18 protein-coding genes are annotated in these 24808 nt (G+C 73.5%); 8 read left to right on the forward strand and 10 right to left on the reverse strand.

Going from position 1 to position 24808, the window contains the following annotated elements; genetic code table 11:
- Positions 1-4: 4 nt before the first annotated feature.
- From O2W16_RS13165 to O2W16_RS13180, 4 genes are all read right to left on the reverse strand, one after another.
- Positions 5-1633 carry a phospho-sugar mutase gene (locus tag O2W16_RS13165; protein WP_269159256.1) on the reverse strand — a complete coding sequence of 543 codons (1629 nt, stop codon included), beginning with the start codon at positions 1631-1633 and terminating at the stop codon, positions 5-7.
- Positions 1630-2484: an NAD-dependent epimerase/dehydratase family protein gene (locus O2W16_RS13170; protein WP_269159257.1), complete on the reverse strand. Its 855-nt coding sequence runs from the start codon at positions 2482-2484 to the stop codon at positions 1630-1632. The genes O2W16_RS13165 and O2W16_RS13170 overlap by 4 nt, the downstream gene beginning before the upstream one ends.
- Positions 2481-3299 (reverse strand): purine-nucleoside phosphorylase, encoded by an 819-nt coding sequence (locus tag O2W16_RS13175; RefSeq protein WP_269159258.1) that lies wholly within the window; start codon positions 3297-3299, stop codon positions 2481-2483. The genes O2W16_RS13170 and O2W16_RS13175 overlap by 4 nt, the downstream gene beginning before the upstream one ends.
- Positions 3300-3383: 84 nt before the next feature.
- On the reverse strand, positions 3384-4760 hold the full coding sequence (locus O2W16_RS13180; RefSeq protein ID WP_269159259.1) for an FAD-dependent oxidoreductase: 1377 nt from the start codon (positions 4758-4760) through the stop codon (positions 3384-3386).
- 80 nt (positions 4761-4840) lie between these two features.
- On the opposite strand from O2W16_RS13180, the gene O2W16_RS13185 reads away from it, so the two are divergent.
- From O2W16_RS13185 to O2W16_RS13220, 8 genes are all read left to right on the forward strand, one after another.
- Positions 4841-5989, forward strand: a complete 1149-nt coding sequence (locus O2W16_RS13185; protein ID WP_269159260.1) for a glutamate--cysteine ligase — start codon at positions 4841-4843, stop codon at positions 5987-5989.
- Positions 5986-7230 (forward strand): amidohydrolase, encoded by a 1245-nt coding sequence (locus O2W16_RS13190; RefSeq protein ID WP_269159261.1) that lies wholly within the window; start codon positions 5986-5988, stop codon positions 7228-7230. Before O2W16_RS13185 ends, O2W16_RS13190 begins: the two co-directional genes overlap by 4 nt.
- Positions 7231-7280: 50 nt before the next feature.
- Positions 7281-9221 (forward strand): methylmalonyl-CoA mutase subunit beta, encoded by a 1941-nt coding sequence (locus tag O2W16_RS13195; protein ID WP_269159262.1) that lies wholly within the window; start codon positions 7281-7283, stop codon positions 9219-9221.
- Complete coding sequence (gene scpA, locus O2W16_RS13200) at positions 9218-11428, forward strand: methylmalonyl-CoA mutase (RefSeq protein WP_269159263.1); 2211 nt, start codon at positions 9218-9220, stop codon at positions 11426-11428. The genes O2W16_RS13195 and scpA overlap by 4 nt, the downstream gene beginning before the upstream one ends.
- The gene (meaB, locus tag O2W16_RS13205; protein ID WP_269159264.1) at positions 11425-12486 is read left to right on the forward strand and encodes a methylmalonyl Co-A mutase-associated GTPase MeaB; all 1062 of its coding nucleotides are present in this window, start codon (positions 11425-11427) and stop codon (positions 12484-12486) included. The genes scpA and meaB overlap by 4 nt, the downstream gene beginning before the upstream one ends.
- A 159-nt stretch (positions 12487-12645) precedes the next feature.
- The gene (locus O2W16_RS13210; protein WP_269159265.1) at positions 12646-13443 is read left to right on the forward strand and encodes an SGNH/GDSL hydrolase family protein; all 798 of its coding nucleotides are present in this window, start codon (positions 12646-12648) and stop codon (positions 13441-13443) included.
- Positions 13444-13557: 114 nt separating this feature from the next.
- Positions 13558-14967 (forward strand): NAD(P)H-quinone dehydrogenase, encoded by a 1410-nt coding sequence (locus tag O2W16_RS13215; protein ID WP_269159266.1) that lies wholly within the window; start codon positions 13558-13560, stop codon positions 14965-14967.
- 447 nt (positions 14968-15414) lie between these two features.
- Positions 15415-17877, forward strand: a complete 2463-nt coding sequence (locus tag O2W16_RS13220) for a hypothetical protein (RefSeq protein WP_269159267.1) — start codon at positions 15415-15417, stop codon at positions 17875-17877.
- Between the two features lie 64 nt (positions 17878-17941).
- On the opposite strand, the gene O2W16_RS13225 is transcribed toward O2W16_RS13220, so the two are convergent.
- From O2W16_RS13225 to O2W16_RS13250, 6 genes are all read right to left on the reverse strand, one after another.
- The gene (locus tag O2W16_RS13225; protein ID WP_269159268.1) at positions 17942-18940 is read right to left on the reverse strand and encodes an LGFP repeat-containing protein; all 999 of its coding nucleotides are present in this window, start codon (positions 18938-18940) and stop codon (positions 17942-17944) included.
- A gap of 162 nt (positions 18941-19102) precedes the next feature.
- A complete protein-coding gene (locus O2W16_RS13230) occupies positions 19103-20137 on the reverse strand; it encodes an LGFP repeat-containing protein (RefSeq protein WP_269159269.1) in 1035 nt (344 codons plus the stop codon).
- 413 nt (positions 20138-20550) lie between these two features.
- Entirely contained in the window at positions 20551-22305 is a 1755-nt protein-coding gene (locus O2W16_RS13235; RefSeq protein WP_269159270.1) for an acetyl/propionyl/methylcrotonyl-CoA carboxylase subunit alpha, read from the reverse strand.
- A 50-nt stretch (positions 22306-22355) separates the two neighbouring features.
- Positions 22356-22958: a Maf family protein gene (locus tag O2W16_RS13240; protein WP_269159271.1), complete on the reverse strand. Its 603-nt coding sequence runs from the start codon at positions 22956-22958 to the stop codon at positions 22356-22358.
- On the reverse strand, positions 22955-23173 hold the full coding sequence (locus O2W16_RS13245; RefSeq protein WP_269159272.1) for an acyl-CoA carboxylase subunit epsilon: 219 nt from the start codon (positions 23171-23173) through the stop codon (positions 22955-22957). Before O2W16_RS13245 ends, O2W16_RS13240 begins: the two co-directional genes overlap by 4 nt.
- A complete protein-coding gene (locus O2W16_RS13250) occupies positions 23173-24801 on the reverse strand; it encodes an acyl-CoA carboxylase subunit beta (RefSeq protein ID WP_269159273.1) in 1629 nt (542 codons plus the stop codon). Before O2W16_RS13250 ends, O2W16_RS13245 begins: the two co-directional genes overlap by 1 nt.
- Positions 24802-24808 lie beyond the last annotated feature (7 nt).

Consider the following 24808-nt stretch of genomic DNA (forward strand, 5'->3'; position numbering starts at 1 on the left):
GCGGCTACAGCCCGAGGGCGGCGGCCATCTCCGCGCGCAGCCGGTCCAGCTCGTCCGCGCCCCGGCTGCGGGCGGCCGGCAGCCCGTCGGTGGCGGGCACCGGGACCACGGTCTCCAGGTAGGCCTTGAGCTTCGGCTCGGTCCCGCTGGGGCGCACGATCACCCGCACGCCCTCGCCGGTCAGCCGGACCGCGTCCAGCGGCGGGGTGGCGTGCGCCAGGTCGACCACCTCGACCGGGCGGCCCAGCAGCTGGGCCGGCGGCTGGGCGCGCAGCCGGGCCATCGCGCCGGAGATGAGCGTCAGGTCCTCGACCCGCACCGAGTACTGGCCGGTGGCGTACAGGCCGTGCTCGACCGCCAGCTCGTCGAGCCGGTCGGTCAGCGTGCGTCCCTCGACCGCCAGCTCGGCGGCGAGCAGGGCGACCGCGAGGGCCGCGGAGACGCCGTCCTTGTCGTGCGCCACCGACGGCGACACCGCGTACCCCAGCGCCTCCTCGTAGCCGAAGACCAGCGGCGCTGCCGCCGACCCGGCCCGGATGATCCACTTGAAGCCGGTCGGGGTCTGCTCGAACGGCACGCCGTGCGCGCGGGCGAGCGTGCCCAGCAGCGAGCCGCTCACCAGCGAGTTCGCGTAGGTGCCGCGCACGCCGCGGCGGAGCAGCCAGTCGCCCAGCAGCGCGCCGACCTCGTCGCCGGTCAGCTGGCGCCCGCCCGCCACCACCGAGCAGCGGTCCGCGTCCGGGTCCTCGGCGATCGCGACGTCGGCGCCGGTGCGGTCGGCCAGTGCGGTCAGCAGGTCGACCGCGCCCGGCTCCTCCGGGTTGGGGAAGGCGACCGTCGGGAACGCCGGGTCGGGCCGGTCCTGCTCCGCGACGCAGTGCAGCGCGGCGAAGCCGGCGGTCTCGAACACCTGCTGGGTGGTCGCCGAGCCCACCCCGTGCATCGCCGTGTAGGCGACCACGAGACGCCGGCGGGCCGCCGCGTCCACCCGGTCGGGCTCCAGGGCGCGCACCACCGCGGCGACGTAGTCGGCCTCGACGTCGTCGCCGAGAGTGGTCCACTCGTCCCCGAGCGGGATGTCGCGGGCGGGGCCGGTGGCCGCGATCGCGGCCTCGATCTCCCGGTCGGCCGGCGGCACCAGCTGCGCACCGTCGGCGAGGTAGACCTTGTAGCCGTTGTCCTGCGGCGGGTTGTGGCTGGCAGTCACCATCACCCCGGCGGCCGCGCCCAGGTGCCGGACGGCGTAGGACAGCACCGGCGTGGGCAGCGGGCGGGGCAGCACGGAGACGGCGAACCCGGCGCCGGAGAGCACCGCGGCGGAGACGTGCGCGAACTCGTCGGAGCGGTGCCGGGCGTCGTAGCCGATGACCACGCCGCGGCCGCCCTGGCCGGTGTCGGCGAGGTGCCGGGCCAGGCCGGCGGCCGCGCGGCTGACCACGGCGGCGTTCATCCCGGCCGGACCGGCGCGCAGCGGGCCGCGCAGCCCGGCGGTGCCGAAGGTCAGCGGGCCGGTGAACCGGCGGGCCAGCTCGGCCTCGTCCCCCGCGGCGACGAGCGCCTCGATCTCGGCGCGGTCACCGGCGTGCGGGTCGGCGGCCGCCCAGGCGCGGGCGGTGGTCAGCAGGTCGGTCATCGCGGGCCTCCACTGGGCTGGACCGGGCCCTGCGCCGCCTCGACCACGTCGACGTCCACGCCCGGCAGGGTGTACTCCCCGCCGACCCGGGCGTGCACCGGGTCGGCCGGGTCCGCCTCGCCCTGGGCGGCGATCAGCTCGGCGGCGTAGGCCTCGGCGTCGTCGGCTGGTTCGTAGCCCAGCGCGCGGGCGGCGGTGAGGTCCCACCAGCCGCGGGTGTTCGCCGAGACGCCCCAGACCACCCGGAAGCCGGGTGAGGGGGTGCGCAGTGCCGCGTCGACCAGCCGAACGGTGTCGCCGGGGGAGAGCCAGGTGGCCAGCTGGCGGACCGTCGTCGGCCGGGGGAACGCGCTGCCGATCCGCAGGCAGACGACGTCCAGGCCGTACCGGTCGGCGTACAGCGAGCCGAGCGCCTCCATCGTCACCTTGGCCACGCCGTAGTAGGTGTCCGGTCGCGGCGGTGCGTCGGCCTCGGTGAGCAGGCCGGAGGCCGGCCGGGGGGTGAAGCCGCTGGCGTGGTTGCTGCTGGCCAGCACCACCCGGGGGACGCCGGCGCGCCGGGCGGCCTCCAGCGCGGTGCGGGTGGTCTCGATGTGCGAGCGCACGATGGCCGGCCAGGTCGCCTCGCCGAGGATCCCGGCCAGGTGGACCACCGCGGCCGCCCCCTGCGCCGCCGCGGTCATCGCGGGCAGGTCGGCGGCGTCGGCCACCAGGTGCTCCTCGCCCGGGCGCGGCTCCTCGATCGGCACCACGTCCAGGCTGCGCAGTGCCCAGCCCCGCTCGGGCAGCCCCCCGCGCAGCGCCGTCCCCAACCCGCCTGCGGCGCCGGTGACCAGGACCGGACCGGTCACGGCATCCGCCCGATCAGCTCCACCAGGAAGGCGCCCAGCCGGCCGGCCGCGGCGTTGCCGGCCTCCAGCACCTCCAGGTGGTCCAGCGCCTCGCCGGTGATGCCGGCGGCGGCGTTGGTGACCATCGACAGGCCGAACACCTCCATCCCGGCCGCCCGGGCGGCGATCGCCTCCAGCGCGGTGGACATGCCGACCAGGTCCGCGCCCAGCGTGGTGAGCATCCGGATCTCGGCCGGGGTCTCGAAGTGCGGGCCGGGCAGCGCGGCGTAGACGCCCTCGGTCAGCGACGGGTCGATCTCCCGGGCCAGGGTGCGCAGCCGCGCGGAGTACAGGTCGGTGAGGTCGACGAAGGTCGCGCCCACCAGCGGCGAGCGGGCGGTCATGTTGAGGTGGTCGCTGATCAGCACGGCCTGCCCGACCCGGTGGTCGGGGGCCAGGCCGCCGGCGGCGTTGGTGAGGACGACGGTGCGCACCCCGGCCGCCGCGGCGGTGCGGATGCCGTGCACCACCGGCTCGACCCCGCGGCCCTCGTACAGGTGTGTGCGGCCGAGGAAGAGCAGCACCTTGCGCGCACCGACCTGGACCGAGCGGATCTCCCCGCCGTGGCCGGTGACGGTCGGGGCGGCGAACCCGGGCAGGTCGCCGATGGCCACGCTGGCCAGCGTCTCGCCGAAGGCGTCGGCAGCCGGCGCCCAGCCCGAGCCCATCACCACCGCGACGTCGTGGTCCCCGCCCAGGGCGGCGGTCAGCTGCTCGGCCGCCGAGGCGGCGAGGGCGGCGGGGTCGGGAACGGCGGGGGCGGTCGGCGTGCTCACGGGCCGAAACTAGCCCAGCGGCTGTCGACCCCCGCGGGCGAGCGGCGGACGCCCGACCTCCGGTCGCCCGGCCCGGCGAGCCGGTCAGAGGTCCCGGACGTCGCTCTCCACTGCCTCGAAGGCCTTGCGGGCGGCGATGAGGACCGGGTCCCAGACCGGGGCGAACGGGGGTGCGTAGGACAGGTCGAGGGACAGGATCTCGTCGACCGTCATCTCGTTCCAGATCGAGACGGCCAGGGCGTCGATCCGCTTGGCGGACCCGGGGCCCCCGACGACCTGGGCGCCCAGCAGCCGCCCACTGCGCCGCTCGGCGATCATCTTGAGCCGGATGGGCTGGGCGCCGGGGAAGTAGCCGGCCGTGGTGGTCGAGTCGACCGACGCCGTCACGAACGCGTAGCCGGCCTGCCGCGCCTCCTCGCTGGACAGGCCGGTGCGGGCGACCTCCAGATCGCACACCTTGGTGATCGCGGTGCCGATCACGCCGGGGAAGGTGGCGTACCCCCCGCCGATGTTGATCCCGGCCACCCGGCCCTGCTTGTTGGCGTGCGTGCCCAGCGCCACCACCATCCGCTGGCCCGACAGCCGGTGCCGCGACTCCACGCAGTCCCCGGCCGCCCAGACCCCCTCCACCTCGGTGTGCATCCGGGCGTCGACGGCGATGCCGCCGGAGATGCCCAGCGGGATCCCCGCCTCCCGGGCCAGTCCGACGTTGGGTCGCACCCCCAGGCCGAGCACGACCAGATCGGCGGGCAGCTCCCGCCCGCCCGCGGTCAGCACCGCACAGGCCCGTCCGTCGGTGCCGACGTCGACGGCGACGACCTCCTCGCTCATCACCAGCTCGATGCCCTCGGCGCGCACGGCGTCGGCGATGAACTGCCCGACGTCGGGGTCGAACGTGCCCACCGGGGTGGCCGAGCGGTCCACCACCGCGACGTCCAGGCCGCGGACCCGGCACGCCTCGGCGATCTCCAGCCCGATGTAGCCCCCGCCCACCACCACGACCCGGCGCACCCGCCCGCTGTCGAGCTCGGCGCGCAGCGCCACCCCGTCGTCCAGGACCTGGACGCCGTACACCCCGTCGGCGTCGATGCCGGGCACGGGCGGGCGCATCGGCACGCTGCCGGTGGCGTAGACCAGCTCGTCGAAGGGCTCGCTGCCCCGTCCGCCGCCGTCCAGGTCCCGCCAGGTGACCGTGCGGCGGTCCAGGTCGATGCCGGTCACCTCGGTGCGCATCCGCACGTCGATGCCCATGGCGCGGTGCTGGTCGGGTGTGCGGGCGATCAGCGCCGCCTCTCTCTCCACCGTGCCGCTGATCCAGTAGGGGATCCCGCAGGCGGAGTAGGAGGTCGCGCGGCCGCGCTCGAACATCACCACGTCGAGGTCGGCGCACCGCTTCCTGGCCTGCGAGGCAGCGCTGCCACCCGCGGCGTCCCCACCGATGACCACCAGTCGCCGTCGCACAGTCCGGACTGTAGGGCCACATCTCGCGGACGCGCTGCCGTGGACCGGCGGCTGTCCGGCGTCCCTCCTAGACTCGCGGGGTGCAGATCCCCTTCCACTCGTCCGAGCGCGCCAGCCTGGGAGTGGAGTGGGAGCTGCAGCTGATCGACCCGCAGACCCGCGAGCTCACCTCCGGCGCCGTCGAGATCCTCGCCGAGCTCACCCCCGACGGCATGGACGAGCACCCCAAGGCCAAGCACGAGCTGCTGCAGTCGACGGTCGAGATCATCACCGGGGTCTGCACCACCGTCGCCGAGGCGAAGGCCGACCTGGCCGGCACCCTGGCCGAGGTGGTCGCCGCCGCCGAGCGGCGCGGCCTGGGCGTGATGTGCGCCGGCAGCCACCCCTTCACCCGGTGGGACAGCCAGGAGATCTCGCCGAAGGAGCGCTACGCCGAGCTCGTCGAGCGGATGCAGTGGCCGGCCCGGCGCCTGCAGATCTTCGGGGTGCACGTGCACGTCGGCGTCCGCTCGCCCGACAAGATCATCCCGATCGTCAACGCGCTGACCCAGTACGTGCCGCACTTCCTGGCGTTGTCGGCGTCCTCGCCCTACTGGTCCGGCTGCGACACCGGGCTGGCGTCGGCCCGCACCAAGGTCTTCGAGGCGATGCCGACCGCCGGGCTGCCGTACCAGCTGGCCGACTGGTCGGAGTTCGAGGAGTACATGGGCACGCTGATCGACGCCGGCGCCATCGAGAGCGTCCGCGAGGTGTGGTGGGACATCCGCCCGCACCCGGACTTCGGCACCGTCGAGCTGCGGATCTGCGACGGCCTGCCGACCCTCGACGAGATCGGCGCGGTCGCCGCGCTGGCCCAGTGCCTGGTCGAGCAGTTCGACACCCAGCTCGACCGCGGCTACACCCTGCCCTCACCGACGGACTGGATCGTGCGCGAGAACAAGTGGCGGGCGGTGCGCTACGGGATGGACGCTCAGATCGTCGTCGACGAGCAGGGCACCGTGCGCCCGGTGCGCGAGGCGATCGCCGACCTGGTCGATGAGCTGCTGCCGACCGCCCGCAAGCTGGGCTGCGAGGCCGAGCTGGTCGACGCCCGGCGGGTCCTGGACGCCGGCGCCTCCTACCAGCGCCAGCGAGCCGTGGCCGCTGCGCACGACGGTGCACTGGCCCCGGTGGTCGACAGCCTGCTCGCCGAGCTCCGCGACGGGCTGCCGGCGACGGGGGCGGCGTGAGCGGCGGGGAGACGGCCAGCTCGACAGAGGTGCTCGGCCGGGCCGTCGACACCTGGTCGCAGGCACACCACCCCGAGCTGGTCGCCGTCCGCCGGCACCTGCACGCCCACCCCGAGCTGGGGTTCGCCGAGCACGAGACGACCGCCTTCCTCGAGCAGCGGCTCACCGCGGCGGGCCTGGCGCCCCGCCGGCTGAAGTCCGGCACCGGGCTGGTCTGTGACGTCGGGGGCGACCCGGACGCCGGGCCGGTCGTCGTGCTGCGCGCCGACATCGACGCGCTGCCGCTGGCCGACCTCAAGGACGTCCCGTACGCCTCCACCCGCGAGGGGCTCTGCCACGCGTGCGGCCACGACGTGCACACCACGGTGCTGCTCGGCGTCGCGCTGGCGCTGGCCTCGCTGGACGAGCTGCCCGGCACCGTGCGCTGCGTCTTCCAGCCCGCGGAGGAGCAGGTCCCCGGCGGCGGGCTGGAGGTCGTCGACGAGGGGGTGCTGGCCGGCGCGACCCGGGCGTTCGCGCTGCACTGCGACCCCTCGCTGACGGCCGGTTCGGTCGGCCTGCGCACCGGGGCGATCACCGCGGCCTGTGACCGGGTGGAGGTGACGCTCACCGGGCCCGGCGGGCACACCGCCCGGCCGCAGTTGACCGTCGACCTGGTGCACGCGATGGGTCAGGTGGTCACCGAGGTCCCCGGGCTGCTGTCCCGGCTGGTCGACCCGCGCGCCGGCGTCTCCCTGGTGTGGGGCGCGATCAGCGCCGGGGTGGCGGCCAACACCATCCCGGAGACCGGGCAGCTGCGCGGCACGCTCCGGGTGCTCGACCGCGCGGTGTGGAGCGAGGCCGAGGACCTGGTGCGCCGGCTGGTCACCGAGGTCGCCACGGCGTCCGGGGCACGGGTGGCGATCGACTACGTGCGCGGGGTGCCGCCGGTGGTCAACGACCCGCGCAGCGTGGCCCTGCTCCGCTCCGCGGCGCTGGAGACGGTGGGCAGCGAGGGCGTGGCACTGTCCCCGCAGAGCATGGGCGGGGAGGACTTCGGCTGGTTCGCCGAGGTGCTGCCGATCGCGCTCGCCCGGCTGGGCACGCACGGCAGCGGCGAGACGTTGGACCTGCACCGCGGCACCTTCGACGTCGACGAGCGGGCGATCGGGGTCGGGGTCCGGTTGCTGGCCCGCACGGCGCTGCACGCGCTGGCGGCCGACGCCGTACCCGCTGGTACGCCCGTCGGTCCGGCCCTGTAGACCTCTTCCGACGCACTTCCCTCAGGCACCTGAGAGGCGGGGACCCGACGATGAGCTCCACCGACCAGCGACCTGCGCGGCCCGGCGGCGGGCCGCCGGCCGAGCCCGCGGCGCCCGACGTGCTGACCCTCGCCGGGGACTTCCCCGCGGCGAGCCGGGAGCAGTGGCGCGACCTGGTGGCCGGCGTGCTGCGCAAGGCCGGCCGGGACCAGCTGCCCGACCCGGTGGAGGAGGCGCTGGCCCGCACCGTCGCCACCGGGGTCACCGTCGCTCCGCTCTACACCGCCGAGGACGCCGGGGACCTGCCCGCGCTGGCCGGCGTGCCCGGGCTACCGCCGTTCGTCCGCGGCTCGCGGGCCGGCGCCGCCGGGGTGACCGCGGCCGGTGGCGCCGACGCCGACGTGCCCGCCGGCTGGGACGTGCGGCAGCGGCACGCCGACCCCGACGTGGCGCGCACCCGGGAGGCGATCGCCGCGGACCTGGAGAACGGCGTCTCCTCGCTGTGGCTGGTGGTCGGCGACGGCGCAGTGCCGGCGGATGCGCTGGGCGAGGTGCTCGCCGACGTCCTGCTGGACCTGGCCCCGGTGACCCTGCAGGGCGGGCCGTCCGCCGCGGAGGCCTTCCTGACGCTGGTCGAAGGGCGCACCGACCTGGCGCCGGGCGGCTGTCTGGGGCTGGACCCGCTGAGCGTGCAGGCGGCGACGGGGGAGCCGCAGGACCTCACCGGCCTGGCCGACCTGGCCCGCCGCGCCCCGGCGGGCTGGCGCACCGTCGTCGTCGACGGGACGGTGTTCGCCGACGCCGGTGGCTCGGTGGTGGAGGAGCTCGGCTGCGCGGCCGCCGCCGGGGTGGCCTACCTGCGGGCGCTCACCGAGGGCGGGCTGGACGTGTCCGACGCCTTCGGCCAGCTGGAGTTCCGGCTGTCGGCCAGCGCCGACCAGTTCACGACGATCGCCGCGCTGCGCGCCGCACGCCGGCTGTGGGACCGGGTGGGCGAGGCGAGCGGCGTGCCACCGGAGGCCCGGGCGATGCGTCAGCACGCGGTCACCTCGAACGTGATGGTCACCCGGCACGACCCGTGGGTGAACATGCTGCGCACCACGGTGGCCTGCTTCGCCGCCGGGGTCGGTGGTGCCGACGTGGTGACGGTGCAGCCCTTCGACGCCGCGCTCGGGCTGCCGGACGCCTTCGCCCGGCGGATCGCCCGCAACACCCAGGCACTGCTGGTCGAGGAGGGGCACCTGGCCCGGGTGCTCGACCCGGCCGGTGGCTCCTGGTACGTCGAGTCGCTGACCGAGTCCCTCGCCCAGGCCGCCTGGGCCTGGTTCACCGAGGTGGAGCGGGCCGGCGGGCTGGCGGCGGCGCTGACGTCCGGGCTGGTCGCCGACCGGATCGGCGCCGCGTGGGCGGAGCGGCAGGAGCGGGTCGCGCACCGCACCGACGCGATCACCGGGGTCACCGAGTTCCCGAACCCGACCGAGGTGCTCCCCGCCCGTCGTCCGGCCGCCGAGGCGCTGCCGCCGGCCCCAGGCGGGCTGCCGCGGGTGCGGGCCGCGCAGGCGTTCGAGCAGCTGCGCGACCGGGTCGAGTCCGTCGATCCCCGCCCTCGGGTGCACCTGGCCACGATCGGGCCGGTCGCCCGGCACACCGCCCGGGCCACGTTCGCGGCCAACCTCTTCGGTGCGGGCGGGCTGGCGGCGCCGACCGGGGACGGGGTGGACGGGCTCGCCGGGACGACGGTGGCCTGCATCTGCGGCAGCGACCGCGACTACGCGGACTCCGCCACCCCGCTCGCCGCCGAGCTGCGGGCCGCCGGTGCCACTCAGGTCTGGCTGGCCGGGCCGCCGTCCCTGGCGGTGGACGGGGTCGACGGGTACCTGTACGCCGGGTGCGACGCCCTGGAGGTCCTGGGGCAGGTCGTGGCTCAGTTGCTCCCGAGGGGCCAAGATCGCGATCTTGGCCCTACAAACGGCCAGGAGGTGCCGGCGTGAGTGCGATCCCCGACTTCAGCGGGCTGGAGCTGGGCCGCCCGCAGCCGACGGCCACGTCGGACGACTGGGCGAAGGCCTACGCCGACGCCACCGGCCGGGACGTCGGCGAGGCGACCTGGCAGACGCCGGAGGGGATCGCCGTCCCCCCGCTGTTCACCCAGGACCACCTCGCCGAACTGGACTTCCTCGGCACCTTCCCCGGCGTCGCGCCCTACCTGCGCGGGCCCTACCCGACTATGTACACCACCCAGCCGTGGACGGTCCGGCAGTACGCCGGCTTCTCCACCGCGGCGGCGTCCAACGCCTTCTACCGGCGCAACCTGGCCGCCGGGCAGAAGGGGCTCTCGGTCGCCTTCGACCTGCCCACCCACCGCGGCTACGACTCCGACCACCCGCGCGTGCCCGGCGACGTCGGGATGGCCGGGGTGGCGATCGACTCGATCCTGGACATGCGTCAGCTCTTCGACGGCATCCCGCTGGACAAGATGAGCGTGTCGATGACGATGAACGGCGCCGTCCTGCCGGTGCTGGCGCTCTACGTCGTCGCCGCCGAGGAGCAGGGGGTGAGTCCGGACCAGCTCACGGGGACGATCCAGAACGACATCCTCAAGGAGTTCATGGTCCGCAACACCTACATCTACCCGCCGAAGCCCTCGATGCAGATCATCAGCGACATCTTCCGGTTCACCTCGACGCAGATGTCGCGGTTCAACTCGATCTCCATCTCCGGCTACCACATCCAGGAGGCCGGGGCGACGGCCGACCTGGAGCTGGCCTACACCCTCGCCGACGGGGTGGAGTACCTGCAGGCGGGCAAGGCGGCGGGGCTGGACGTCGACGTCTTCGCGCCGCGGCTGAGCTTCTTCTGGGGCATCGGCATGAACTTCTTCATGGAGGTCGCCAAGCTGCGGGCCGGCCGGCTGCTCTGGGCGAAACTGGTGCGCGAGGCCGGGGCGCAGAACCCGAAGTCGATGTCGTTGCGCACCCACTGCCAGACGTCGGGCTGGTCGCTGACCGCGCAGGACGTCTACAACAACGTCGTCCGCACCTGCCTGGAGGCGATGGCGGCCACCCAGGGGCACACCCAGTCGCTGCACACCAACGCCCTGGACGAGGCGCTGGCGCTGCCGACGGACTTCTCCGCCCGGATCGCCCGCAACACCCAGCTGCTGCTGCAGCAGGAGTCCGGGACGACGCGGGTCATCGACCCGTGGGGCGGGTCGGCGTACGTGGAGAAGCTGACCTACGACCTGGCCCGGCGCGCGTGGGCGCACATCCAGGAGGTCGCCGAGCACGGGGGCATGGCGCAGGCGATCGACGACGGCATCCCGAAGCTGCGGATCGAGGAGGCCGCGGCCCGCACCCAGGCCCGGATCGACTCCGGCCGCCAGCCGGTGATCGGGGTGAACAAGTACCGGGTGGAGTCCGACGAGGCGGTCGACGTCCTCCGGGTCGACAACGCCGACGTGCTCGCCCAGCAGAAGGCGAAGCTGGCCGAGCTGCGCGCCTCCCGGGACGGCGCCGCGGTGACCGAGGCGCTGGGCCGGCTGACCGACGCCGCCCGCGCCGCCGCAGAGGGACGGCGCGGGGACGAGCTGTCGTCGAACCTGCTGGCGCTGGCCGTCGACGCCGCGCGGGCGAAGGCGACGGTGGGGGAGATCTCCGACGCGCTGGAGGCGGTCTACGGCCGGCACTCCGGTCAGGTGCGCACCATCTCCGGTGTGTACCGCGATGAAGCCGGCGCCTCGGGCCCGGTCGAGGAGACCCGGCGGGTGGCTGCTGCGTTCGCCGAGGCGGAGGGCCGCCGCCCGCGCATCCTGGTGGCCAAGATGGGCCAGGACGGGCACGACCGCGGGCAGAAGGTGATCGCCACCGCCTTCGCCGACCTCGGCTTCGACGTCGACGTCGGCCCGCTGTTCCAGACCCCGGAGGAGGTCGCCCGGCAGGCGGTGGAGGCCGACGTGCACGTCGTCGGCGTCTCCTCCCTCGCCGCCGGGCACCTCACCCTGGTGCCCGCGCTGCGGGACGCGCTCGCCGAGCTCGGGGCCGACGACGTGCTGGTCGTGGTGGGCGGGGTGATCCCGCCCGACGACGTCCCGACGCTGAAGGAGATGGGCGCGGCCGCGGTCTTCCCGCCCGGCACGGTGATCGCCGAGGCCGCGCAGGACCTGCTCCGCACCCTGTCCGCCCGGCTCGGCCACGCGTGACCGGGGGCCAAAGTCGCGACTTTGGCCCCCGGACCGGCCGGCCCGTCGACGTCCCCGGGCTGACCGAGGGGGTGCTCGCCGGGGGCCGGCGGGCGATGGCACGGGCGATCACGCTGGTCGAGTCGCGGCGGGCTGACCACCGGGAGGCCGCCCAGGAGCTCCTGGTGCAGCTGCTGCCGCACGCCGGGAACGCCCGGCGGGTGGGGATCAGCGGCGTCCCCGGGGTCGGGAAGTCGACGTTCATCGACTCCCTCGGCGTCGACCTGACCGCGGCGGGGTCGAAGGTCGCGGTGCTCGCCGTCGACCCGTCGTCGGCCCGGTCCGGTGGCTCGATCCTGGGCGACAAGACCCGGATGGCCCGGTTGGCCGTCGACCCGGATGCGTTCATCCGGCCGGCGCCCACCGCGGGCACGCTGGGCGGGGTGGCCCAGGCGACCCGGGAGTCGATGGTCGTCGTCGAGGCGGCCGGGTACGACGTCGTCCTGGTGGAGACCGTCGGCGTCGGGCAGTCGGAGGTGACCGTCGCGGAGATGGTCGACTCCTTCCTGTTCCTCACCCTGGCCCGCACCGGGGACCAGCTGCAGGGGATCAAGCGCGGGATCCTGGAGATCGCCGACGTGATCGCGGTCAACAAGGCCGACGGCCCGGCTGAGGTCGACGCGCGCCGCGCCGCCCGCGAGCTGGCCGGGGCGATCCGGATGCTGCGCGGGCACACCGAGTGGGACGTCCCGGTGCTCACCTGCGCCGGGCTCAGCGGCGCCGGGCTGGCCGAGGTGTGGGCGAAGATCGTCGAGCACCAGGACCGGATGCGGGCCTCGGGTCAGCTGGTGGAGCGGCGCCGGGCGCAGCAGGTGCGCTGGACCTGGCAGCTGGTCCGCGACGGGCTGGAGCACCAGCTGCGCGAGCACCCCGCGGTGCGGTCGGCGACGCCGGAGCTGGAGGCGGCAGTGCTGGCCGGCGAGCTCACCCCGGCGCTGGCCGCCCGGCGGCTGCTGGAGGCGTTCGGGAGCTCTCCCATCGGATCGCCGCTGGGCGACGATCTCGGCGACCGGACCTAGGCGACCGACGGGAGGCGGTGGATCGGTGGCTCCGAGGAAGAGCTCCCGACACCCGCGTGCGGTGACTCCGTGGTCGATCCGAGTCCGGCTTCCGGCTCCCGTACTCTGACGTATCGGTAGTCGTACGCTGACGGTCGGTCAACGAGGGTGAGGGCGAGGGTGCGCGAGCGCGACCGGTGGAAGGCAGCTGGGTGGCGCGCCCGACAGGGGATCACGGTGCTCTCGGTCGTCTGCAGCGTCATCGTCGGGGTGACGTGCTGGCCCCTCTCCACGGTGTCGGCGACCTCCACTGTCGAGAGGGCCGTCGAGGCAGCTGACCCCTACGTGTTCGGGATCGGGGACTCCCTCATGGAGCAGTGCCGGGAAGGCATGGGCCTGGGAGAGCGCTCTGTCGGGTACGCGGCGTGGCCAGGCGCGACGTCGACGGACCTGATCGGACGCCTGACCGGTGCGGAGCCCACCTGGCCGGACTGGACTGTGACAGAAGGCTCTCTGCACGAGGAACGCGCATGGTTGGAAGAGGCGGGCTCGCTGCTGATCTCCCTGGGCACCAACGACGTGAAGGAGCTGACTCTCGACGAGTGGCGCGCCAACGTCGCGTGGTTCATGAACGAGGCGCATGGTCGGCCGGTTCTCTGGTTCACCATCCACAACCCGGTGTTCCCCGAGGCGACCGAGCGGTTCAACGATGAGCTGCGTGTGGCAGCGGCGAGCTCGCCCAACCTGATCTTGCTGGACTGGGCCGGTTGGGCTGAGCGTCATCCGGGTGCACTGTTGCCCGACGGCGTGCACCTGGCCACCTTCGAGCATGGCTGTCAGCGTGGTCGGCATCTGCTCGCAGAAGAAGCTGTGCCTGCGTACCGCACCGTCGATGAGCATCGCTCCGAGAGCGGGGCGTCCGACGACGGCGACCCTCCGTCTGACCGCGCTCGGCATGCGACGGTGCGGGACCGCTGACGGGGTGCGTCAGCGCGTCGCGGAACTGACGCGCCCGCGTCGGTGGACGGCGGTGACCGCTCGGGCAGGGACAATGAAGGTCGCAGACGTCAAACCAGGCTTGGAGCAACGACCATGACCCGCATCGTCATCATCGGCGGCGGCCCGGCTGGGTACGAGGCCGCGCTCGTCGCCGCCCAGCTCGGTGCGGACGTCACCGTCGTCGAGCGCGACGGCATCGGCGGCGCCAGCGTGCTGACCGACTGCGTGCCGTCGAAGACCTTCATCGCCTCCGCCGGTGCGATGACCTGGGTGCGCGACTCCGTCGCCCTGGGGGTCACCGGCACCGATCTGGGGCGGGCGGCGCTGGACCTGGGGACGGTGAACAGCCGGATCAAGGGGCTGGCCGTCGCGCAGTCCTCCGACATCCACCACCGCCTGGAGTCGGAGGGGGTGCGGATCATCCGTGCCTCGGCCCGGCTCGCCGACGAGGCGCGCGGGCTGACCGTGCACCGGGTCGAGGTCGTGGACGCGGACGGGCAGGTCGCCGAGACGCTGGAGGGCGACGTCGTCCTGATCGCCACCGGCGCCGACCCGCGGGTGCTGCCGGGTGCCGAGCCGGACGGCGAGCGGATCCTGTCCTGGCGCGACGTCTACGAGCTCCAGGAGATGCCCGAGCACCTGATCGTGATCGGTTCCGGCGTCACCGGTGCGGAGTTCGCCTCCGGTTACCTCGAGGCCGGTGTGCCGGTCACCCTGGTGTCCTCCCGCGACCAGGTGCTGCCCGGGGAGGACGCCGACGCTGCGGCGGTCGTGGAGGAGGTCTTCCAGTCCCGGGGTGGCCGGATCGCCGAGCGCAGCCGCGCGGACAAGGTCGTGCGCACCGAGAAGGGGGTGCGGGTCGAGCTGACCGACGGCCGCGTCGTCGAGGGCTCGCACGCGCTGATGACCGTGGGCACCGTGCCCAACAGCGGTGGGATGAACCTGGAGGCCAGCGGCGTCGAGCTGACGCCCGCCGGGCACATCGTCGTCGACCGGGTCTCCCGCACCACCGTCGCCGGCGTCTACGCCGCCGGCGACGTGACCGGGGTCTTCCAGCTCGCCTCCGTCGCCGCCATGCAGGGCCGGATCGCCATGTGGCACGCCCTCGGCGAGGCGGTCGCGCCGATCCGGCTGAAGACCGTCTCGGCCAACGTCTTCACCCACCCGGAGATCGCCACGGTCGGTGTGCAGGAGAAGACGCTGACCGAGGACGCCGACGTGGAGGTCGTGCGGCTGCCGCTGGCGACCAACGCCCGGGCCAAGATGGGCGACCTGCACAGCGGCTTCGTCAAGCTGTTCACCCGCCGCTCCACCGACGTCGTCGTCGGCGGTGTCGTCGTCGCGCCCGGTGCGTCGGAGCTGATCCTGCCGATCGCGCTGGCCGTCACCAAGGGCCTCACCGCCGGAGACCTGGCGCAGACCTTCGCGATCTACCCGTCGCTGTCCGGGTCGATCACCGAGGCCGGCCGGCGGCTGATGGGCATCGAGGACGAGCACAGCTGATCCCGGCTCGCCGCCGCTGAGGGGCTCGGTGCGCGTGTTGCGCATCCGCAGCCGTGGGGTCGCGCTGCGACACGGCACGGGTGGATCGCTCCAGTTCTGCTGGCGCAGTGCCGATCACCACCGAGGTCCCTTCTCGGTCAGGAGCTCTTCGTGCACTTCGACAACCAGCTGCGCCTCCGTTCCGTGAGGCTCACCGCGGTCTCCGTCGTGCTGGCGGGGGTGCTCGCGACAGGGCCGACGGCCGCCCGAGGGGACGAGGCATCGGCCACGCCGACCGCCCCTTCGGCCACGGACGCCCCGGTGGCCGAGCCTGGGGACACGGTGGTGGGTGAGCTGGTCCAGGCATACGCCGATCCAGCTCCGCCCTCGGCAGGCCACGAGGCTGAGGCCGGGCCCCACGAGACCGGCCATGACGAGACCGGGCACGAAGACACGCTGCTCAGCTGGGTGCAGACCGATTCTGGCGACACCGTCCGGGTCCCGACCGAGGACGTCGCCGAGGTGCCCACCGGCGCGATGGTGGAAGCCACGGTCGGTGAGCCCGTCGAGGACCAGGCGGCGGCCGACGGCTACGCCCCCGCGCTGGAGGTCCTCTCCGCCGAGGTCATCGCTGAGCCCGTACCCGACCAGCAGACGACGGCGGAGACCATCGCCCCGGTGAACCACCCGGTGACGGTGGTGATGCTCCAGCCGGCCGGTGCTGCCCGTGACTCCACGAGTCTCGCTCAGGTCGTCGCGGCGGTCAACGGACCGGTCGGTGACTTCTGGGAACAGCAGAGCGGGGGCGTGGTCCGGGTCGGGGTCACCGCGACCGTCGACTGGTTCCAGGGGACGACGACATGCGCCGACCCCTATGCGCTCTGGACCGAGGCCGCGGCCAAGGCAGGCTGGACCTACGCCGCCGGCAGGCACCTGCTGGTCTACGTGCCCGCTGGTGCGCCGGGGTGCTCCTACGGGCTGGGTGAGGTCCGCCAGGACATGAACTCCGGTGGTCGGAGCTACGTCCAGGGCACCATCACCTCCTTGATCGCCCACGAGCTCGGCCACAACTTCGGCCTGGGCCATTCGTCGAAGCTCCAGTGCTCAGCGGCCCTGGAGGGTGCCGGATCGGCGTGCGAGATCGCGTCGTACCACGACTACTACGACGTCATGGGCATCTCCTGGGACGAGGTCGGCTCGCTCAGCGCCTCGCATGCTGCCCAGCTCGGTGCCCTCCCGAACGAGGCACGGACGACCATCACCGCCTCCAGCGCATCGGGCACGTACACGCTCTCCCCGATGTCAGGCGGCGTCGGCACCCGTGTCGTGCAGCTCGTGACTGCCGCCGGCACCGCCTACTGGGTCGAGTACCGCGCGCCGACCGGGCAGGACGCCTGGCTGGGGGACGGGGCACGTAACCGGGTCGGGCTGCAGTCCGGCGTGGTGATCCGTCGGGGCAACCCGGGGTCGCAGGACTCTTCCCTGCTCCTCGACCCGACGCCTGCCAGCTCGACGTACTGGAATGGAGACGTCCGGACGGCGCTGCCCATCGGGACAGTCGTCCCGCTGGCGGGCGGCGTCTTCTCCGTCACCGTGTCGCGGGTCGACCCGGCCGGCGCAGTGGTCGCCGTCTCGGTCGGCTCGCACCCCATCGACGTCAAGTACGCAGCCACCGGCGGCCCCGCAGGCGTGCTGGGTGCAGCGACGTCGGTGCGGCGCTGCGGTCTTCCGGCCGACGGTTGCGCCCAGGACTTCTCCGGTGGCTCGATCTACTGGTCCGCGGCGGCGGGAGCCCGCGTCGTGGCGGGGGAGCTGGGCAGCAGCTGGAAGGACCTGGGGGGGCCGAGCAGTTCGGTGGGTTACCCGGTCACGGACACGTTGTGTGGTCTGCGTGATGGTGGGTGTTACCAGCTGTTCGAGCGGGGGTCGATGTACGACAGTGCGTCGACGGCGCCGCAGGTGGTGCGGGGTGCGGTGCGGGACCGGTGGGTCGCTGCCAAGCTGGAGAACGGTGTGCTGGGTTATCCGACTGGTGCTGAGACGTGTGGTCTCGCGGGGGGCGGGTGCCTGCAGACCTTCACCGGTGGCGTGATCGGCTGGTCCCCGGCGACGGGCGCTCGGGTCCTGCTCGGCGAGATGGGTCAGGCGTGGCGGACCGGGAACGGTGCGGCTGTGGTGGGTCACCCGATCACGGACACGTTGTGTGGTCTGCGTGATGGTGGGTGTTACCAGCTGTTCGAGCGGGGGTCGATGTACGACAGTGCGTCGACGGCGCCGCAGGTGGTGCGGGGTGCGGTGCGGGACCGGTGGGTCGCTGCCAAGCTGGAGAACGGTGTGCTGGGTTATCCGACTGGTGCTGAGACGTGTGGTCTCGCGGCGGGCGGGTGCCTGCAGACCTTCACCGGTGGCGTGATCGGCTGGTCCCCGGCGACGGGCGCTCGGGTCCTGCTCGGCGAGATGGGTCAGGTGTGGCGGACCGGGAACGGTGCGGCTGTGGTGGGTCACCCGATCACGGACACGTTGTGTGGTCTGCGTGATGGTGGGTGTTACCAGCTGTTCGAGCGGGGGTCGATGTACGACAGTGCGTCGACGGCGCCGCAGGTGGTGCGGGGTGCGGTGCGGGACCGGTGGGTCGCTGCCAAGCTGGAGAACGGTGTGCTGGGTTATCCGACTGGTGCTGAGACGTGTGGTCTCGCGGGGGGCGGGTGCCTGCAGACCTTCACCGGTGGCGTGATCGGCTGGTCCCCGGTCACGGGGGCCCAGTCGATGACCGGTGCCATAGCCGGCGAGTGGCTCTCTGCATCGCCGCAGTTCTCGGGCATCGGCTACCCGGTCGAGGCAGCCCGCACCGGCGCGGGGTCAGTCACGCAGGAGTTCCAATCGGCCACCCTGGTCGAGGATCTGACTTCCGGGACGGTCATCTCGCGCTGATGGCCGCGGTCCGCGTGCCCGGGTGGGAGACCGCCGTCCTGGTCGTCTCCCACCCGGATCCGGGTCAGCGGTAGGCGATGACGGCGCCGCGCTGGGGGGTCCAGACGATGTTGCCGCCCTGGAACTCCTGCTTGCGGCCGTCGGGGCTGTCGAACTCGCCTGTGGTCGGGAAGCCCAGGCGGCCGCCTTCGTAGCCCTGGCTGCCCCAGGCGCCGAGGATGGCGCCGTACATCTCGTGGGCTCCGGTGGCCGCGGACCAGTAGACCGACCCGCCCTCGAACAGGTTCACCGCGCCGGGACGGCCGCCGGTGCGGACCTCGTCGGTCTTGGGGTAGCCGAGCACCGACCACTCGGCGCCGACCTTGCTCCAGCGGTCGCGGATGGCGCCGCGGACGGCGTGGGCTCCGGTGGCCTCGGTCCAGTAGATCGCCCCGCCCTGGAAGAGGTTGTAACGGCCACCGCGAGCGCTGCCTGCCTCGTCGGTGAGGGGCATGCCCAGGTAGCCGCGGTCCTGGCCCAGAGCCCGCCACCGGTCTGCGATGGCGCCGATCACCCGGTAGCCGCGGAACACTGCCGGGCTGAACTCCTCGGAGTCAGGAGCGACGTCGATGCTGGCCCCACTGACGAGGGCGTACTGCACTCGTGCCCAGTCCGGGTTGCCGACGCAGCTCGCGGTGGTCGACATGGCCACGGTGCCGGTGGTGTAAATGTGGAAGTTGGCGGGGCAGTTCGCGATCTCCGAGCCGTCTTCCCCGGACAGCAGGACGGCGGAGAACTCCCCTTGTGGCTTGTACAGCGTGTAGTCCGCGACCCCGTCGCCGTTCACGTCGAGATCGGCGTAGAGGTCCGAGTTCCGGAGCACCTCGGCGTCGTACCTGGCGAAGTCGACGGCCGTGACCATCACCTCGGTGTTGTGGTTCAGGTAGTAGCCGGTGATGTCGTCAGTGTCCCGGGCGGAGTCGTACGCGGGGTCGTTCCACCGCCCCAGGTCGGCGCTCGCGGTGCCGGCCAGCGGCAGGCTGAGCAACAGGCCAGCGACGCCGGTCGCGACGATCTTCTTCATGGGCCGAGCTCCTGTGATCGATGAGTCGCAGCGGGTGATCGGGCGGTTGACGTCGTGGATCTTGCAGCACGAGGCGCGGCCGCACGGCGCGACGCCCCGCACTGGCCCCTCGAGCGGGGGCCAGTGCGGGGCGTCGTTCGTCGCGTCCCTGCGTGAGCGGGGTCAGCGGTAGGCGATGACCGCGCCGCGCTGGGGGGTCCAGACGATGTTGCCGCCCTGGAACTCCTGCTTGCGGCCGTCGGGGCTGTCGAACTCACCTGTGGTCGGGAAGCCCAGGCGGCCGCCTTCGTAGCCCTGGCTGCCCCAGGCGCCGAGGATGGCGCCGTACATCTCGTGGGCTCCGGTGGCCGCGGACCAGTAGACCGACCCGCCCTCGAACAGGTTCACCGCGCCGGGACGGCCGCCGGTGCGGACCTCGTCGGTCTTGGGGTAGCCGAGCACCGACCACTCGGCGCCGACCTTGCTCCAGCGGTCGCGGATGGCGCCGCGGACGGCGTGGGCTCCGGTGGCCTCGGTCCAGTAGATCGCCCCGCCCTGGAAGAGGTTGTAACGGCCACCGCGGGCGCTGTCGGCCTCGTCGGTGAGCGGCATGCCCAGGTAGCCGCGGGCGCCACCGAGGGCGTTGTAGCGGTCGGCGATGGCCCCGATGACCGTGTATCCCCGGGACACCGCCGGGCTGAAGAGCTTCATCCCGGGCGCATAGTCGAACCCGGACTCGGCCGAGACGTAGTTCTTCACCCGGGCCGACACCGGGCTGCCGATGCAGGCAGCGCTCGTGGACAACGTGACCGCGGTGGCGGTGGTGCCCTGGATGCCGGCCACGTAGGGCTCGATGCTGAAGGCGACCGGGCAGTTGGGCACGACCGGGCCGTACTCGCCGGAACGCAGGCTGGCCGACTCGCCGCCGGCGGCCTTGTCGAGGACGTAGTCGGTCGCGCCGTCGCCGGTGACGTCCAGGTTCGCCCTGATGGCAGCGCTCTGCAACAAGGCCCGGTCGTAGGCCGAGACGTAGGCCGTGCTGGAGACGACCTGGCTGTTCAGGGCGAGCGAGTGCTGCACGATGTCGGTCCCGTACCCGGGGCAGCAGTCGTCGATCGGGTCGCTCCAGGCACCGCTGTCGGCGCTGGCGACGCCGGACAGCGGCAGGCCGAGGAGGAAGGTGGCGGCGCCGGCCACCAGGATGTTGCGTCGTCTCACGTACGAGCCCCCGTGTCAGTTCTGTCGCCGGGGCCTGCTGGCACCGGCCGCTGGATCCTTCAGCACGGCAGGCCAGGGGGCAAGCATCGGCAGGGGGACGCACGGGCTGTCACCACACGCCGGCACAGCGCCCACGCGGTGGCCGCGGACACATGTGCTCGGCCGGGCCCGGGCCGGCCGATGTAGGGGCGAGACCCTCCCTCACTGGGGCACGTGTGCGTCATCCCGTCAGCCGGTCACTGCGGCGCCGGCGAGCAGACCTGTGGGCTGCCCGGTGTGCATGGGCGCAGTCGTGCACCGGTGGGGTGATCACCTGGTCGCCGAGCGCAGGAGCCCGCGCCTGACGCTCGCCGGCCCGGTGGACTCAGCGGACGAGGCGGCCCCGGCGCCGGGTCGGTGACCGGCGTTGGGGCTCAGCCGGCGGCGTCGGCGATCGTGCAGAGGACGGCGCCGCTGGTCACGCTGGCGCCGACCTCGGCGGCCAGTCCGGACACCGTGCCGGCCTTGTGCGCCACGATCGGCTGCTCCATCTTCATCGCCTCGAGCACGACCACCAGGTCACCGGCGGCGACGGTGGCACCGTCCGCTACGGCGACCTTGACGATCGTGCCCTGCATCGGTGCGGTGAGGGAGTCGCCGGAGGCGGCCGACCCGCCGCCGCCGCTGCGCTTGCGCGGCTTGGCCGCACCGGCGGCCGGTGCCGCCCCGCCTGCGGCCAGCCCGGCGGGCAGCGACACCTCCAGGCGGCGGCCACCGACCTCCACCACGACGGTCTGCCGCGGCTCGGCCGCGTCGGTCTCCGCCGCGGGGCCGTACGGCTGGACCTGGTTGTCCCACTCGGTCTCGATCCAGCGGGTGTGCACCGTGAACGGCTCGCTGGTGAACGCCGGGTCGGCGACGACCGCTCGGTGGAACGGGACGACGGTCGGCATGCCCTCGACGACCAGTTCCGCCAGCGCACGGCGGGCCCGCTGGAGGGCCTCCGCGCGGGTGGCGCCGGTGACGATGAGCTTGGCCAGCATCGAGTCGAACGCACCGGCCACCTCACCGCCGGTCTCGACCCCGGAGTCCCAGCGCACGCCCGGACCCTGCGGGACCTCCAGCCGGGTCACCGGTCCGGGGGCGGGCATGAAGTTGCGGCCGGCGTCCTCGGCGTTGATCCGGAACTCGAAGCTGTGCCCGCGCGGGGTGGGGTCCTCGGTGATCTCCAGCGGCAGGCCCTCGGCGATCCGGAACTGCTGGCGGACCAGGTCGATCCCCGAGGTCTCCTCGCTGACCGGGTGCTCGACCTGCAGCCGGGTGTTGACCTCCAGGAAGGAGATCGAACCGTCGGTGCCAACCAGGTACTCGACGGTCCCGGCGCCGACGTAGCCGGCCTCGGCGCAGATGGCCTTGGCCGAGGAGTGGATCCGCTCCCGCTGGTCGTCGGTGAGGAACGGCGCGGGGGCCTCCTCGACGAGCTTCTGGTTGCGCCGCTGCAGCGAGCAGTCCCGGGTGCCGACGACGACCACCGTGCCGTGCGTGTCGGCGAGCACCTGGGCCTCCACGTGCCGGGGCTTGTCCAGGAAGCGTTCGACGAAGCACTCGCCGCGCCCGAACGCCGAGACGGCCTCGCGCACCGCGGAGTCGAACAGCTCGGGGATCTCCTCGAGGGTGCGGGCGACCTTGAGGCCGCGACCGCCGCCGCCGAAGGCGGCCTTGATGGCCACCGGCAGCCCGTGCTCCCGGGCGAAGGCGACCACCTCGTCGGCGTTCGCCACCGGGTCCTTGGTGCCGGGCACCAGCGGGGCGCCGGCGCGGGTGGCGATGTGCCGGGCGGCGACCTTGTCGCCGAGGTCGATGATCGCCTGCGGGGACGGGCCGATCCACGTGAGGCCGGCGTCGATCACGGCCTGGGCGAAGTCGGCGTTCTCCGACAGGAAGCCGTAGCCGGGGTGCACGGCGTCGGCGCCGGACTCCCGCGCCGCGGCGAGGACCTTGTCGATCACCAGGTAGGAGTCACCGGGAGTGCTGCCCCCGAGGGCGAAGGCCTCGTCGGCGGCGCGCACGTGCAGCGCGTCCCGATCCGGGTCGGCGTACACGGCGACGCTGGAGAGCCCGGCGTCCCGGCAGGCGCGCGCCACCCGCACCGCGATCTCACCGCGGTTGGCGATCAGGACCTTCTGCACGTTGGTTCTCCCTTGAGAGGCGGGGGCGGGCTGAGCGGCGCCGAGCGCGGTCAGCGTCGCCAGAGGTCGGTGATCGCCAGGCCGAGCTTGGCGAGCTGGGTGCGCAGCAGCGGCAGCGAGAGGCCGAGCACGGCGGACGGGTCGCCCTCGATCCGGCGCACGAATGGGGCACCCAGCCCGTCGAGGGTGAAGGCGCCGGCCACCCCCAGCGGCTCGCCGGTGGCGAGGTAGGCCTCCAGCTCCTCCGGCGTCGGCGTGGCGAAGTGGACCACGGTGGACGAGACGCCGACGTCCCGCTGGGCCACGCCGCCGTCCCGTACGTCGAAGACCGCCTGGCCGGTGTGCAGGACGCCGCTGCGCCCGCCCATCCGCTGCCAGCGGGCCCGCGCGTCGGCGGTGTCGGACGGCTTGCCGAGCGCCTGGCCGCGGAACTCGAGCACCGAGTCGGCGCCGATCACCAGCGCGTCGGTCTGGTCCTTGGCGACTGCGGCGGCCTTGGCGGCGGCGAGCAGGGCGACCAGCTCACCGACCCGGGGCGCGGTCACCGCCGTCTCGTCGACGCCGCTGACCACCACCTCCGGGTTCAGCCCAGCCTGGCGCATCAGCTGCAGGCGAGCCGGGGACTGCGAGGCGAGCACGAGACGCCGGGTCATGACGCCCGCCCCGAGGCGCGCCAGCCACCGGGGCCGGCCAGCAGCGGCCGGCGCAGCACGTCGGCCCGCTCGGCCCAGGCCCCGACCGGGGTGGGACGCCGACGGGGGCGGCGCTGGGACAGGGCTGCGACGACGACGGTCAGCGCGGCGAGCTCCTCGGCACTCGGCTCGCCGCGGACCACCTGCAGCAGTGGGGGCTGGATCTGTTCGGTCATCAGAGTGGGATGTTCCCGTGCTTCTTGGCGGGCAGGGTCTGTCGCTTGTTGGCCAGCAGCCGCAGCGCCCGGACGACGTGGACGCGGGTGTGCGACGGCGGGATCACCGCGTCGACGTACCCGCGGTCGGCGGCGATGTAGGGGTTGGCGAGCGTGTCCTCGTAGTCGGTGACCAGCTCGGCGCGCAGCGACTCGGGGTCCTCGGCCGCGGCGAGCTCCTTGCGGTAGAGGATGCCGACGGCGCCCTGGGCTCCGATCACCGCGATCTGGGCGGTCGGCCAGGCCAGGTTGACGTCGGCGCCGAGGTGCTTGGAGCCCATCACGTCGTACGCGCCGCCGTAGGCCTTGCGGGTGATCACGGTGATCTTCGGGACGGTGGCCTCGGCGTAGGCGTAGATCAGCTTGGCGCCCCGGCGGATGATCCCGTCCCACTCCTGCGAGGTGCCGGGCAGGAAGCCGGGGACGTCGACGAAGGTCAGCACCGGGATGTTGAAGGCGTCGCAGGTGCGCACGAAGCGCGCGGCCTTCTCGCTGGCGTCGATGTCCAGCGTGCCGGCGAGCTGGGTGGGCTGGTTGGCCACCACGCCGACCGGGCGGCCCTCGACCCGGCCGAAGCCGATCAGGATGTTCGGCCCCCACAGCGCCTGGACCTCGAGGAACTCGCCGTCGTCCAGCACGTGCTCGATGACGGTGTGCATGTCGTAGGGCGTGTTCGGCGAGTCCGGGATGAAGGTGTCCAGCTCGCGGTCGTCGTCGGTGAGCGCCTCGGGGAGGGCGATCTCGACCGGCGGGACCTCGATCGCCGGGAGCGGGTCGAGGTTGTTGCTGGGCAGGTGCGACAGCAGGGCCTTCACGTAGTCCAGCGCATCGGCCTCGTCCTCGGCCAGGTAGTGCGCGACGCCGGACTTGGTGTTGTGGGTGCGGGCGCCGCCGAGCTCCTCCAGCGTCACGTCCTCCCCGGTCACCGTCTTCACCACGTCCGGGCCGGTGATGAACATCTGGCTGGTCTTGTCGACCATGACGATGAAGTCGGTCAGCGCGGGGGAGTAGACGTGGCCGCCGGCGGCGGCCCCCATCACCAGGGAGATCTGCGGGATCACGCCCGAGGCGTGCACGTTGCGCCGGAAGATCTCGGCGTAGAGGCCGAGGGAGACCACGCCCTCCTGGATCCGGGCGCCACCGCCCTCGTTGATCCCGATGACCGGGCAGCCGTTGCGCATGGCCAGGTCCAGCACCTTGACGATCTTCTCGCCGTAGACCTCGCCGAGGCTGCCGCCGAACACGGTGACGTCCTGGGAGAAGACGCAGACCGGCCGGCCGTCGACCGTGCCGTAGCCGGTCACGACGCCGTCCCCGAACGGGCGCTTGGCGTCCATCCCGAAGTTGGTGGACCGGTGCCGGGCGAACTCGTCGAGCTCGGTGAACGAGCCCGGGTCCAGCAGCGCCTCGATCCGCTCCCGGGCGGTCATCTTCCCGGCGGCGTGCTGCTTGTCGACTGCGCGCTGCGACCCGGCGTGCGTCGCCTCCTCCACCCGCCGCTCGAAGTCGGCCAGCTTGCCGGCGGTGGTGTGCAGGTCGAGGTCGGCAGGGACGGGTTCTCCCGCGCTCTCCAGTTCGGCGGCACTCACAGCGCCG

Origin of the sequence: Modestobacter sp. VKM Ac-2984, from assembly GCF_026967985.1 — a bacterium.
In the GTDB taxonomy this organism is placed as follows: domain Bacteria; phylum Actinomycetota; class Actinomycetes; order Mycobacteriales; family Geodermatophilaceae; genus Modestobacter.